General features: G+C 57.2%; 11 protein-coding genes. 9 read left to right on the top strand and 2 right to left on the bottom strand.

Annotation, left to right across the window (positions count from 1 at the left end):
• Window positions 1-2 precede the first annotated feature (2 nt).
• From pilW to AP059_RS19045, 9 genes are all read left to right on the top strand, one after another.
• Window positions 3-761 (top strand): type IV pilus biogenesis/stability protein PilW, encoded by a 759-nt coding sequence (gene pilW, locus AP059_RS19085; RefSeq protein ID WP_059765010.1) that lies wholly within the window; start codon window positions 3-5, stop codon window positions 759-761.
• Window positions 761-1,750, top strand: coding sequence for a RodZ domain-containing protein (locus AP059_RS19080; protein WP_059765009.1), 990 nt, complete (start codon window positions 761-763; stop codon window positions 1,748-1,750). The genes pilW and AP059_RS19080 overlap by 1 nt, the downstream gene beginning before the upstream one ends.
• 3 nt (window positions 1,751-1,753) lie before the next feature.
• Window positions 1,754-2,863: a flavodoxin-dependent (E)-4-hydroxy-3-methylbut-2-enyl-diphosphate synthase gene (gene ispG / locus AP059_RS19075; protein WP_048362610.1), complete on the top strand. Its 1,110-nt coding sequence runs from the start codon at window positions 1,754-1,756 to the stop codon at window positions 2,861-2,863.
• A gap of 22 nt (window positions 2,864-2,885) precedes the next feature.
• Entirely contained in the window at window positions 2,886-4,175 is a 1,290-nt protein-coding gene (gene hisS, locus AP059_RS19070) for a histidine--tRNA ligase (protein WP_059765007.1), read from the top strand.
• A gap of 41 nt (window positions 4,176-4,216) precedes the next feature.
• Window positions 4,217-4,858, top strand: a complete 642-nt coding sequence (locus AP059_RS19065) for a tetratricopeptide repeat protein (protein WP_059765005.1) — start codon at window positions 4,217-4,219, stop codon at window positions 4,856-4,858.
• Complete coding sequence (bamB, locus tag AP059_RS19060; protein ID WP_059765003.1) at window positions 4,851-6,002, top strand: outer membrane protein assembly factor BamB; 1,152 nt, start codon at window positions 4,851-4,853, stop codon at window positions 6,000-6,002. The genes AP059_RS19065 and bamB overlap by 8 nt, the downstream gene beginning before the upstream one ends.
• 138 nt (window positions 6,003-6,140) lie before the next feature.
• Window positions 6,141-7,610 (top strand): ribosome biogenesis GTPase Der, encoded by a 1,470-nt coding sequence (der, locus tag AP059_RS19055; RefSeq protein WP_048362614.1) that lies wholly within the window; start codon window positions 6,141-6,143, stop codon window positions 7,608-7,610.
• A gap of 123 nt (window positions 7,611-7,733) precedes the next feature.
• Window positions 7,734-8,882 carry a pyridoxal phosphate-dependent aminotransferase gene (locus tag AP059_RS19050; RefSeq protein ID WP_059765001.1) on the top strand — a complete coding sequence of 383 codons (1,149 nt, stop codon included), beginning with the start codon at window positions 7,734-7,736 and terminating at the stop codon, window positions 8,880-8,882.
• Window positions 8,870-9,661: an amidohydrolase gene (locus tag AP059_RS19045; protein WP_059765000.1), complete on the top strand. Its 792-nt coding sequence runs from the start codon at window positions 8,870-8,872 to the stop codon at window positions 9,659-9,661. Before AP059_RS19050 ends, AP059_RS19045 begins: the two co-directional genes overlap by 13 nt.
• A 181-nt stretch (window positions 9,662-9,842) precedes the next feature.
• On the opposite strand, the gene leuA is transcribed toward AP059_RS19045, so the two are convergent.
• Together leuA and AP059_RS19035 are read right to left on the bottom strand one after the other, a co-directional pair.
• Window positions 9,843-11,522 carry a 2-isopropylmalate synthase gene (gene leuA / locus AP059_RS19040; protein WP_059764998.1) on the bottom strand — a complete coding sequence of 560 codons (1,680 nt, stop codon included), beginning with the start codon at window positions 11,520-11,522 and terminating at the stop codon, window positions 9,843-9,845.
• A 330-nt stretch (window positions 11,523-11,852) separates the two neighbouring features.
• Window positions 11,853-12,677 (bottom strand): peptidoglycan DD-metalloendopeptidase family protein, encoded by an 825-nt coding sequence (locus AP059_RS19035; protein ID WP_059764996.1) that lies wholly within the window; start codon window positions 12,675-12,677, stop codon window positions 11,853-11,855.

Genomic DNA, 12,677 nt, shown 5'->3' with positions numbered 1-12,677 from the left:
CTATGACCCTGCGTGCAGCGCTTTGTGTGGTGTTAGTCAGCGTGTTGGCTGGCTGCGTTTCATCGGGTGGATCAAACCCGATGAGCACCGACAAAGGCCGTGATGCAGCGCGTCAGGCGTATGTTCAGTTGGGGCTTGGTTATTTGCAGCAGGGCATGGCCGAACAGGCCAAAGTTCCCTTGGGCAAGGCCCTTGAGCTGGATCAGGACGCCCCGGACACCCACGCAGCGCTGGCCTTAGTGTTTCAGCGCGAAATGGAGTTTGAGCTGGCAGAGCAAAGCTTTCAAAAAGCCTTGGCTGCCCGCCCGCACGATGCCCGCACGCTCAACAACTACGCCAGCTTGCTGTTTGAACAGCAACGCTATCAAGACGCCTACACGCTGTTTCACAAAGCCGCCGCTGACAATCTTTATCCTGAACGCTCCCGGGTTTACGAAAATTTGGGTATAACGGCGCTCAAGCTGGGGCTGCCTGAAACAGCACGCGGTTACCTTGTAAAAGCATTGCGCCTGAACCCCAAACAACCGCGAGCCCTGCTGGAAATGGCCGAGTTGTCCTACCAGGACCGTCAATATGTGCCCGCGCGCGAGTTTTACGATCGTTTTAGCCTGCTTAGTGGGCAAAATGCACGTAGTCTATTGCTCGGTGCGCGACTGGCGGCTGTGTTCGATGATCGCGCCACACCAGCCAGTCATGGCCAGCAACTAAAACGACTTTATCCCGGCACGCCGGAATATCAGCAATACCTGTCGGAGCAATGATGAAAGCGGCGCAACCCGAAGTTCTAGCAGCGACTCGAGTCAATCCCGGTGAGACCTTGCGTCAGGGCCGTGAAAACAATGGATGGACATTGGCTGAAGTCGCCTTGAAGCTCAATCTCACGGCCAGTGCCTTGAGTCATCTTGAGACGGGCGCGTTCGACAAATTGCCAGGCCATACCTTTGCCCGTGGCTATATCCGCGCTTATGCCAAGCTGCTGGGTATGGATCAGACGGCCCTGGTGCATGAGTTTGATCTGTTTACCGGCACTGACTCGTCCGGCAGCAACGTACACAGTTTGGGCCGCATCGAAGAACCGGTGCGCGTGTCCCACACCATTTTGCGCATTGTCAGCCTGTTGCTGTTGTTGGCAGTGATTGGCGGCGGCTTTATCTGGTGGCAGGACCAAACGTCCATGCGCGCCAAGGACCTGATCGGCCTCACGCCCGAACACGTTGAAGTGGAAGGGGCAGACGGCACGACCCAGATCCATCCGCTGGACGAGCCTGAAGATCAGGCCGTGGCTGAAGCCAAAACTGAAAGCGAAGCGGCTGCTCCTGTTGCGCCTGCTGGTGATCAGACGGCTACGACCGCCTTGGCATTACCTGCCGCCCCCCAAGCGGCTGTTGCCGAAACGCCCGTGCCAGTGGTTCAGCCCGCTCCAGTCCCGGCGCCCGTGGTGCCGGTCGCTGTGGCGCCCGTAGTTGCAACGCCCGCACCGACAGCTGCGGCACCGGCAGCCGTCGCAGGTGCTGGCAACGTTGGCGTGCAATACACCGCTGATTGCTGGACTCAAGTCACCGATGCCACAGGTAAAGTGCTGTTCGGCGGCTTGAAGCGCAAAGGCGAAAATCTTGAAGTGAGCGGCAAGCCTCCCTTGAGCTTGCGCCTGGGCTTTGCCCGCGGTGCACAAGTGACCTACAACGGTCAGTCAGTGGACCTGGCTCCTTTCACCAGTGGCGAAACTGCTCGCCTGAAGTTAGGTCAATAAGTCATGCACGGCGAATCTCCAATCAAACGTCGCGAATCGCGAAAAATCTGGGTCGGCTCAGTGCCAGTGGGTGGCGATGCCCCTATTGCCGTACAAAGCATGACCAACAGCGACACCAACGATGTAGCCGCCACCGTTGCGCAAATCAATCGTCTGGAAGCTGCCGGTGTCGATATCGTGCGGGTTTCCGTGCCTGATATGGACGCTGCCGAAGCGTTTGGCCGCATCAAGCAATTGGTAAAAGTACCGTTGGTTGCCGATATCCACTTCGATTACCGCATCGCCTTGCGCGTGGCGGAATTGGGTGTGGACTGCCTGCGTATCAACCCCGGTAACATCGGCCGCGAAGACCGCGTGCGTGCAGTGGTTGATGCGGCGCGTGATCGTGGTATTCCGATCCGCATCGGTGTTAACGCGGGTTCGCTCGAAAAAGACCTGCAAAAAAAGTACGGCGAACCGACCCCGGCAGCCTTGGTTGAGTCGGCCCTGCGCCACGTTGAACACCTTGAACGTCTGAATTTCAAGGACTTCAAAGTCAGTGTGAAGGCGTCCGATGTGTTCATGGCCGTTGAAGCCTACCGTCTGTTGGCCAAAGAAATTGTGCAGCCGCTGCATTTGGGTATCACTGAAGCGGGCGGATTACGCTCAGGCACAGTGAAATCTGCCGTGGGCCTAGGTATGCTGCTCGCCGAAGGCATTGGCGACACCATTCGCATCTCGTTGGCTGCCGACCCGGTGGAAGAAGTGAAAGTCGGCTACGACATTCTCAAATCCCTGCGGTTGCGTTCGCGTGGCATCAATTTCATTGCCTGCCCAAGCTGTTCGCGCCAGAACTTCGACGTGGTAAAAACCATGAACGAACTGGAAGGGCGCCTTGAAGACTTGCTGGTTCCCTTGGATGTTGCTGTGATTGGCTGTGTAGTAAACGGCCCCGGCGAAGCCAAAGAGGCCCATGTGGGTTTGACCGGTGGTACGCCAAACCTGATTTACATCGACGGTAAGCCGTCGCAGAAATTGACGAATGAAAATCTGGTGGATCAACTCGAAAAATTGATCCGCCAGAAAGCGGCCGAAAAGGTCGAAGCTGACGCTGCTGTGATCGCGCGCGGCTAATCAAACGAATTAAGGATTTACTGTGAGCAAGTCACTGCAAGCCATTCGTGGCATGAACGACATCCTGCCTGAGCAGACGCCCCTGTGGCGCTTCTTTGAAGCTAAGGTTGCGCGTTTGCTGGATAACTACGGTTACAAGCAGATCCGTATGCCGATCGTCGAGTTCACCGAGCTGTTCAAGCGCTCGATCGGTGAAGTCACCGATATCGTCGAAAAAGAAATGTACACCTTCGAAGACCGCAACGGCGATTCGCTCACGCTGCGCCCCGAAGGCACCGCGGCCTGTGTGCGTGCAGTGCTTGAGCACGGCATCACCGGTGGCGGTCAGGTTCAGAAGCTGTGGTACGTCGGCCCGATGTTTCGCCACGAGCGCCCGCAAAAAGGCCGTTATCGCCAGTTTCATCAAGTGGGTGTCGAAGTGTTCAACCTCGATGGGCCGGACATTGATGCCGAGCTGATCGTGCTGACCTGGCGCCTGTGGGGTGAGCTGGGGATTCGTGATGCGGTCAAGCTGGAACTCAACAGCCTGGGCACCAGCGAAGCCCGTGCGCGCTATCGCAATGCATTGGTCCACTACCTGACTTCGCGCCTGAGCGAGCTGGACGAAGACAGCCAGCGTCGCCTCAAGTCCAACCCGCTGCGTGTACTCGACACCAAAAATGCCGACACTCAAGCGGTACTGGTTGATGCGCCGAAGCTGGTGGATTACCTCGACGAAGAATCCCGTGTGCATTTTGAGGGCCTCAAGGCACGTCTCGATGCTGCCGGCATTCCTTATGTCATCAATCCCAAGCTGGTACGCGGGCTCGATTACTACAGCAAAACCGTATTTGAGTGGGTCACTGACAAACTCGGCGCCCAAGGCACCGTGTGTGCCGGTGGCCGTTATGACGGCCTGGTGGAGCAAATGGGTGGCAAGCCCACCTCCGGCGTTGGTTTCGCCATGGGGATCGAGCGTTTGATCCTGATGCTCGAAACCCTTGAGCAGATCCCGCAAGAAATCTCGCGACAGGTGGATGTTTACCTGTGCGCCTTCGGTGAAGCCGCTGAACTGGCCGCGCTTGCCCTGAGCGAACGTGTCCGTGATCAGTTGCCCAGCCTGCGTCTGCAAGTCAATGCGGGCGCTGGCAGCTTCAAAAGCCAATTCAAGAAAGCCGACAAGAGCGGTGCCTTGTACGCATTGATCCTGGGTGACGACGAATTGGCCCAGCAAGTGGTAGGTGTCAAACCCCTGCGTGGCCAGGGCGAACAACAAACTATTGCCTGGGATGCTCTTTCCGAGCACTTGGCCACCTGCGTTGTGCAGGGTTGAAGCTGTAAAAACAGCCGATTTATCGAATAAGGAGTGTTGGGGTGTCGAGTAACGATGATGATCAGCTGGGCGAGTTGAAAGACTGGTGGCAGCGCAACGGCAAACCCCTGGTCACGGGCGGCTTGTTGGCGCTGGTGGTGGTGTTCGGCTGGCAGGCTTGGCACAAATATCAGAGCAATCAGTCGCAGGGTGCGTCGATTCTCTACCAACAACTGCTTGAAACAACACTGACGCCAACGGGGCAGCCCGATACAGCCCGTGTGGCTGACCTGTCCAACAAGCTCAAGAGTGAGTACGGCGGCAGTGCCTACGCGCAGTTTGGCGGTTTGTTCGTTGCCAAGGTTGCGGTTGAGAGCGGCAAGCTGGATGACGCAGCCAATGAGCTGAACGCCATTGTTGAAAAACCAGCCAACGCCACGTTGGGTGAAGTGGCGCGTCAGCGTCTGGCTCAGGTTCTGGCCGCACAAAACAAGGTCGATGAGGCCTTGAAGCTGCTTGAAGGTGATTCGGACAAAGCATTCCTGGCCAGTCGTGAAGAACTCAAGGGCGACTTGCTGGTACAGCAAGGCCGTACTGAAGACGCACGTGTAGCCTACGAAAAAGCCAAAGCTGCGCTGTCGGATGAAGCAGCGGTCGGCGGCTTACAAATCAAGCTCGACGACCTGGCCAAAGGGGATGCGTAACGTGAACCGTTGGAAACATGCAGCATTGCTGGCTCTGGTCATATTGGCCGCGGGTTGCAGCAGCAACAGCAAAAAAGAACTGCCACCGGCTGCACTGACTGACTTCAAAGAAGAAGTCGTCTTGCAAAAGCAGTGGAGCCGTTCGATCGGTGATGGCCAGGGCAAAACCTACAACATGCTGGTGCCAGCGGTTGACGGTAATACCCTGTACGCGGCCGATGTAACGGGTGTGGTGATGTCGCTGGATCGCATGACCGGTGACGTCAAGTGGAAGAAAGACCTCGAACTGCCGGTGTCCGGTGCCGTGGGCGCTGGCTATGGCCTGGTACTGCTGGGCACCTTGCAAGGTGAAGTGGTTGCGCTCGACGCCAGCAATGGCGAAGAAAAATGGCGTTCCCGTGTTACCAGCGAAGTACTGGCGCCGCCAGCAACCAACGGTGACGTGGTTGTTGTTCAAACTCAGGACGATCGTCTGATCGGTCTTGATGCATCGACCGGTGAGCAGCGCTGGACCTATGACAGCACGCCTGGCGTGCTGACACTGCGCGGTACGGGTGCACCGTTGGTGACCAATCACTTGGCAGTGGCAGGTCTTTCGACCGGTAAAGTCGTTGCGCTGGATACGCAAAACGGTGTGCCTGTATGGGAGCAACGTGTTGCGATCCCGCAAGGCCGTTCCGAGCTTGAGCGCATCGTAGACATCGACGGCGGTCTGCTGCTGTCCGGTGGCACGCTGTATGTCGCCAGTTATCAGGGCCGTATGGCCGCACTGGAGCTGGAAAGCGGCCGTGTGCTGTGGCAGCGCGATGCTTCGAGCTACGCAGGTGTCGCTCAAGGTTTTGGCAGCGTCTATGTCAGCTTGGCATCCGGCACTGTCGAAGGCGTTGACGAGCGTTCGACCACCGCCCTGTGGAGCAACGATGCTCTGGCTCGCCGTCAATTGTCGGCGCCAGAAGTGTTTTCCAGCTATGTAGCGGTTGGCGACATGGAAGGCTATCTGCACCTGTTGAGCCAGGTTGATGGCCGTTTCGTAGGCCGTACCCGCATTGACAGTGATGGCCTTCGGGCGCGTCCGCTGGTGGTCGGTGACATGATTTACGTGTTTGGTAACAGCGGCAAACTGGAAGCCCTGACCATTCGCTAAGGCGTCTATGCTTGAGACTCTAGGGTTTCAAGCAGCCTTGCTCTGGCAAGGCTTGCGGCACATTTGTGCTGTTCCGAACTCTGGCCGCTGCCTTGCAGCGGCTTTTGTATTTTCTGAAATAACGAAGTGGAGAGCCGCATGGTTCCCGTAATCGCCCTGGTGGGCCGACCTAACGTCGGCAAGTCCACCTTGTTCAACCGCCTGACCAGGACTCGCGACGCTATCGTCGGCGACTTGTCCGGTCTGACCCGTGATCGCCAATACGGTGAGGCCAAGTGGCAAGGGCGTTCCTACATTCTGGTCGACACCGGCGGTATTTCCGGTGACGAGCACGGTATGGACGAAAAGATGGCCGAGCAGTCGCTGCTGGCTATCGAAGAAGCGGATGTTGTGCTGTTCCTGGTTGATGCAAAAGCGGGCTTCACTGCCGCTGACCAGATGATCGGTGAACACCTGCGCAAACGTAACAAGCGCTCGTACGTGGTTGCCAACAAGGTCGACAACATCGACCCGGACATGGCCCGCGCCGAGTTCGCACCCTTGGGTATGGGCGACGCGATTCCAATCGCCGGTGCCCATGGTCGTGGTATCACGCAGATGCTGGAAATTGCCCTGAGCAACTTCCCGCGTGATGAAGAAGAGCCAGAAGACGGCGAAGAAGAAGTCGTACTCGAAGGTGAGGAAGCCAAGCGCATTCCTGGCCCTAGCGAAAAAGACGGCATCAAGATCGCCATCATCGGTCGCCCGAACGTAGGCAAATCGACGCTGGTGAACCGCATGCTCGGTGAAGACCGCGTCATTGTGTACGACCAGCCCGGCACAACCCGCGACAGTATCTACATCCCGTTTGAGCGTAACGACGAGAAGTACACGCTGATCGACACCGCCGGTGTGCGCAAGCGCGGCAAGATCCACGAAGAAGTTGAAAAATTCTCCGTGGTCAAAACCCTGCAAGCGATCAAAGACGCCAACGTGGTGATCTTTGTGATGGATGCCCGTGAAGGCGTGGTAGACCACGACCTTAACCTGTTGGGCTTTGCGCTGGAGGCCGGTCGTGCTCTGGTCATCGCCATCAACAAGTGGGACGGCATGACCCCAAGCGAGCGTGAGTTCGTCAAAGTCGAATTGACGCGTCGCCTGTTCTTTGTCGACTTTGCTGACATTCACTTCATCTCGGCCTTGCACGGCACCGGCGTCGGTAACTTGTACCAATCGGTGCAAAACTCCTTCAAGTCGGCAGTTACCCGCTGGCCAACCAACCGTCTGACCCAGATCCTGGAAGACGCAGTGGGCGAGCACGCACCGCCGATGGTCAACAGCCGTCGCATCAAACTGCGTTATGCCCACTTGGGTGGTGCCAACCCGCCGATTATCGTGATTCACGGTAACCAGGTTGAGAAGGTGCCGAAGTCTTACGTCCGTTACCTCGAAAACACCTATCGTCGTGTCTTGAAGCTGGTGGGTACGCCTATCCGCATCGAGTTCAAAGGTGGCGAGAACCCGTACGAAGCCAACAAGAACTCCTTGACCGACCGTCAGGTCAACAAGAAGCGCCGTATGATGTCGCACCACAAGAAAGCCGACAAAAAACGCAGAGACAAGCGTTGATCGCGCACGCGTAGAGCGTAATGAGAAAGGGTCCGAAAGGACCCTTTTTCGTGTCAGGCGTTTGGGCTATCCTCGGTGGGTCCTGTGCCGCAGTCAGTGCCGGGAACTCAACAGGGAACGGCCATGATGACCAGCAAGTTGCCGAACGTCGGCACCACTATCTTTACGCGCATGTCGCAGCTCGCGACACAAACGGGTGCGCTCAACTTGTCTCAGGGCTTCCCCGATTTCGATGGTCCACAAGCGCTGCGCGATGCAGTGGGCAAGCACATCGCCAGCGGTCACAACCAATATTCCCCGATGACCGGCTTACCTGCCTTGCGCGAGCAAGTGGCAGCCAAGATTGCACGCAGCTATGGCGTACAGGTCAATCCAGACACCGAAGTGACCATCACGCCGGGCGCAACCCAAGCCATTTTTTGTGCCATTCAGGCGGTGATTCATGCCGGTGACGAAGTCATTGTGTTTGACCCGTGCTATGACAGTTATGAACCCTCAGTCGTATTGGCCGGCGGCCGTTGCGTGCATGTGCCGTTGGCGCTGGACGACTTCGCGATTGACTGGCAAAAGCTTGAGGATGCCTTGAGTCCGCGTACGCGCATGATCATCCTCAACAGCCCGCATAACCCCAGTGGTGCGCTGATTACCCGCGCTGAACTGGACCAATTGGCCACACTTATCGAAAACCGTGACATCTACCTCATCAGCGATGAGGTGTATGAGCATTTGGTGTTCGACGGGGTGCCCCACGTCAGTGTTCTGTCACATCCCGAGTTGTACCATCGTGCTTTCGTTGTCAGCTCTTTTGGCAAAACCTACCACGTGACCGGCTGGAAAACCGGCTACGTAGTGGCGCCGCCCGCGTTGACGGGCGAACTGCGCAAAGTGCATCAGTACGTGAGCTTTTGCGGGGTGACGCCGCTGCAATATGCGTTGGCTGATTTCATGGCGGCCTGCCCGCAACATGTTGAAGAGTTACCGGCCTTTTACCAGGCCAAGCGTGACCTATTTTGTGACCTGTTAACCCCATCACGTTTCACCTTTAAACCGGTGGCAGGCACGTATTTCCAGTTGGTTGATTACTCCCAAATTCGTCCGGACCTCAATGATGTCGACATGGCCATTTGGCTGACCCGCGAACATGGCGTGGCGACCATCCCGGTTTCGGTGTTCTACCAGACCCCGCCCGAAGGGCAGCGGCTGGTTCGCCTATGTTTTGCAAAACGCGAGGAGACGCTGCGTGAAGCAGCAGAAAAACTATGCGTGATCTAAGTGGTTTACCCGATTTAACCGTAGCGCTGGTGCAAACCACGCTGGCCTGGCACGACCGACAGGCCAACTTTGATCATTTCGATGACCTGCTGGTTCAGGCCCAGGGCGCTGACCTGGTGGTGTTACCCGAAATGTTCACCACAGGCTTCAGTATGGATTCCAAAACCCTGGCTGAGCCTGAAGATGGCCCGTCGACCGACTGGTTGCGTCAGCAGGCTAAAAAGCTCAATGCAGTCATCACGGGCAGCGTGATCATCAAGGCGGTGGACGGCAGCCACCGCAATCGCCTGTTGTGGGCTCGCCCTGATGGCGAAGTGTTGCACTACGACAAACGGCATTTATTCCGTATGGCGGGTGAACACGAACACTTCACCCCGGGTGAGCGCCAGGTTCAGTTCGAAGTGAAGGGCTGGCGTATTCGTCCGCTGATTTGCTACGACCTGCGCTTCCCGGTGTGGAGTTGCGACCCCCACGACACCGACCTGCTGTTGTACACGGCCAACTGGCCGGGGGCGCGTCGCCTGCACTGGAACCGTCTGTTGCCAGCGCGGGCAATTGAAAACCTGTGTTATGTGGCAGCCGTCAATCGGGTAGGTGCCGATGGCAAGGGCCTCGTATACACCGGTGACAGCCATATCTTTGATTTTCAGGGTGAATCGTTGCTCAGTGCAGGCGAAGCGGATGGCGTGTTTAAGATGAGCCTGAGTGCGGGCGAGTTGGCCGCTTACCGTGAGCGTTTTCCGGCGGATCTGGATGCCGACGATTTTGAGCTGCGTTAACCGGCGCATCGGGTAGTCGCTGCCGCCAGGCTGCGATGGATGGCGCAGTAGCCCTGATTTTTGCAGGTCTATTTTGCGTCATCGCAGCCTGCGGCAGCGACGACCGGCTTTGCACACAACACACACGAAAAAGCCCTCATGGCTCACGTCATGGGGGCTTTTCGTGTATCAGGCAGCGCGTTTACGCGGCTTTTTCCTGCGCCTCGCTCAAGGCGCGGTTCAGCGCACTGAACAGGGCCTTGAAGCTGGCGGTGGTGATGTTTTCATCAATGCCCACGCCATGCACGGCACGTTCGCCATTCACGCGCAGCTCGATGTACGCTGCCGCTTTGGCGTGGGTGCCCGCGCCGATCGCATGCTCGTTGTAGTCCATGATCTCTGCCTTGACCGGCAGACCTGCCACCAGTGCTTCCAGAGCACCGTTGCCTTTACCGCTCCAGCGCAGGTTAGTTTCACCTGCACCCTTGGCCGACACTTCAACATCAACAGCGCTGTGGCCGTTTTCTTCTTGCAGGCGATGACTGACCAGTGCGTAAGGCGTGTTGGCTTGCAAGTACTCGCTGTGCAACAGGCTGTGGATTTGTTTGGCGGTCATCTCAAGGCCCAGGCGGTCGGTTTCACGCTGAACCACCTGGCTGAACTCGATCTGCATGCGACGCGGCAAGCTGATGCCGTATTCCTGCTCCAGCAGGTAAGCAATCCCGCCTTTGCCGGACTGGCTGTTGACGCGAATAACCGCCTCGTAGCTGCGGCCAATGTCCGCCGGGTCGATAGGCAAGTACGGCACTTCCCACAGGGCATCCGGTTTCTGCTGGGCGAAGCCTTTGCGGATCGCATCCTGGTGCGAGCCGGAGAATGCGGTATGCACCAAATCACCCACGTAGGGGTGACGTGGGTGAACCGGGATCTGGTTGCACTCTTCAACGACTTTGCGTACGCCGTCGATGTCCGAGAAGTCCAGCTGCGGGTCAAGGCCCTGGGTGTACATGTTCAGTGCCACGGTGACCAGATCGACGTTGCCGGTGCGTTCGCCATTACCGAACAGGCAGCCTTCCACGCGGTCAGCGCCCGCCAACAGGCCCAGCTCGGTTGCCGCAACCCCTGTGCCACGGTCGTTATGGGTGTGCAGGCTGATCAGCACGCTGTCACGGCGATTGATATGGCGACCGAACCATTCGATCTGGTCGGCATAAATGTTTGGGGTGGCGCACTCAACGGTGGCGGGCAGGTTGAGGATCATCTTGTGCTCAGGCGTCGGGTTCCACACCTCGATCACGGCATCACACACTTCCTTGGCGAACTCCAGCTCCGTGGCGCTGAAGGTCTCAGGCGAATATTCGAACGTCCACTGGGTTTCAGGTTGTTGCGCGGCGTATTTGACGAACAGTTTGGCCGCGCTGACGGCGATTTCTTTGATGCCGTCCTTGTCCTGATTGAACACGATGCGGCGAAAGGCCGGGCATGTCGCGTTGTACAAGTGAACGATGGCTTTTTTCGCCCCGCGCAAGGATTCGAATGTGCGTGCGATCAAGTCTTCACGGCCCTGGGTCAGCACTTGAATGGTGGTGTCGTCAGGGATGTGACCGTCTTCGATCAGCGTGCGCACGAAATCAAAGTCGGTTTGCGAAGCGGCCGGGAACGACGCCTCAATTTCTTTTACGCCAACGCTGACCAGCGTTTTCCAGAAACGCAGCTTCTTCGCGGCATCCATCGGTTCGATCAGCGACTGATTGCCGTCGCGCAGATCAGAGCTGCACCAGATTGGCGCGCTGGTGATGGTTTTCGACGGCCACGTGCGGTCAGGCAAATCAATGACCGGAAACGGGCGGTACTTGGAAGAAGGGTTTTTGAGCATGGTCATCAGGCAATCCTTATTGTACGAGCCGAAAAAAGGCGGCTAACCGTAGATACAAAGCAGAGGGGCGAGGCACCGCAATCAGCCTTGCAGTCGTGCACTGACGAGGCAAAGGCTGCGATGTTGACGTAGCAGAATGAGGGTGTGAGGTGTGTTCATGGCCTCAACCCTAACCATTGCCCGTAAAGATGGCAAGCGGCCAAAAAAGATTGAGATAAATGCTCGAATATCGTCGCTCTACGAGTTTTTATCGCGCAATACATGTCTTTTGTTGACAGGGATTGCGCTCCATAAAGGTAGTTGGGCGTTTTGTGCTGCTCAAGCGCTGCCGAATGGTTACGGCTGGAAAGCCCCAATAAAGATGGCCGGGTCTACGCGTGCATCATTCAGGCTGACGTTCCAGTGCATGTGCGGCCCTGTGGCGCGACCGGTTGAACCCACTTTACCTACCACCTCACCACGGGCCAGTTGCTGGCCAACCTGGGTGTCGATCTTGGACATGTGACAAAACATGCTGATGAAGCCTTGGCCGTGGTCGACAAACACGGTGTTGCCGTTGAAGAAGTAATTGCCGATCAAAATCACTTTGCCGGCTGCTGGCGTTTTGATCGGCGTGCCGGCTGGCACTGCAAAGTCGAGGCCTGCGTGCGGGTTGCGTTCTTCGCCGTTGAAGAATCGGCGCACACCAAACTTGCTCGACAACGGTCCGTTGACCGGTTTGTCCAACAGCAGGTTGCTCGGGGTGTTGGGGCTGAACGTGCGATACGCCTTGATCTGAATCGCCAGTTCATTGTCGATGCGCTTGATATCCGCCGGGTTCGGATTGACCTGGCGCTTGTTCTTCAGCGTGATGCGTTGCTCGGGGTATTTTTTGTAGCCCACTGTGAAGCTCAGGTCGCGCCCGGCCGAACTGATGAGCTGAGTGCCGGGTTTTACCGTCAGCGGGATGCCGACAATGGCACGCCATGTGTCTTGTTCTTTGACCACCAATACCGGCTTGCCTTGATAGGTGGCTTTGGGGGCTTGCGCACCTTTGCCCAGCTCGATCACGGCAACGCCCCCCGGCACAGGTTTGTTCAGTAATCGGGTGATGTAACTGTCAGCCGCGTTCGCAGTGACGGTCAGGCACAACAACAAAACAGCAGAGGCAAAGCGCAGCAT

This window comes from Pseudomonas sp. TAA207, from assembly GCF_001529285.1.
GTDB classification, from domain to species: Bacteria; Pseudomonadota; Gammaproteobacteria; order Pseudomonadales; family Pseudomonadaceae; genus Aquipseudomonas; species Aquipseudomonas weihenstephanensis.
Note: the sequence above shows the minus strand (reverse complement) of the source record. Positions and strands in the feature narration are given on the sequence as shown.

Coding starts and splice junctions, on each gene's coding strand:
- pilW (WP_059765010.1), top strand. CDS start 3: ATGACCCTGCGTGCAGCGCTTTGTGTGGTGTTAGTCAGCGTGTTGGCT.
- AP059_RS19080 (WP_059765009.1), top strand. CDS start 761: ATGAAAGCGGCGCAACCCGAAGTTCTAGCAGCGACTCGAGTCAATCCC.
- ispG (WP_048362610.1), top strand. CDS start 1,754: ATGCACGGCGAATCTCCAATCAAACGTCGCGAATCGCGAAAAATCTGG.
- bamB (WP_059765003.1), top strand. CDS start 4,851: ATGCGTAACGTGAACCGTTGGAAACATGCAGCATTGCTGGCTCTGGTC.
- der (WP_048362614.1), top strand. CDS start 6,141: ATGGTTCCCGTAATCGCCCTGGTGGGCCGACCTAACGTCGGCAAGTCC.
- AP059_RS19050 (WP_059765001.1), top strand. CDS start 7,734: ATGATGACCAGCAAGTTGCCGAACGTCGGCACCACTATCTTTACGCGC.
- AP059_RS19045 (WP_059765000.1), top strand. CDS start 8,870: ATGCGTGATCTAAGTGGTTTACCCGATTTAACCGTAGCGCTGGTGCAA.
- leuA (WP_059764998.1), bottom strand. CDS start 11,522: ATGACCATGCTCAAAAACCCTTCTTCCAAGTACCGCCCGTTTCCGGTC.
- AP059_RS19035 (WP_059764996.1), bottom strand. CDS start 12,677: ATGCTGCGCTTTGCCTCTGCTGTTTTGTTGTTGTGCCTGACCGTCACT.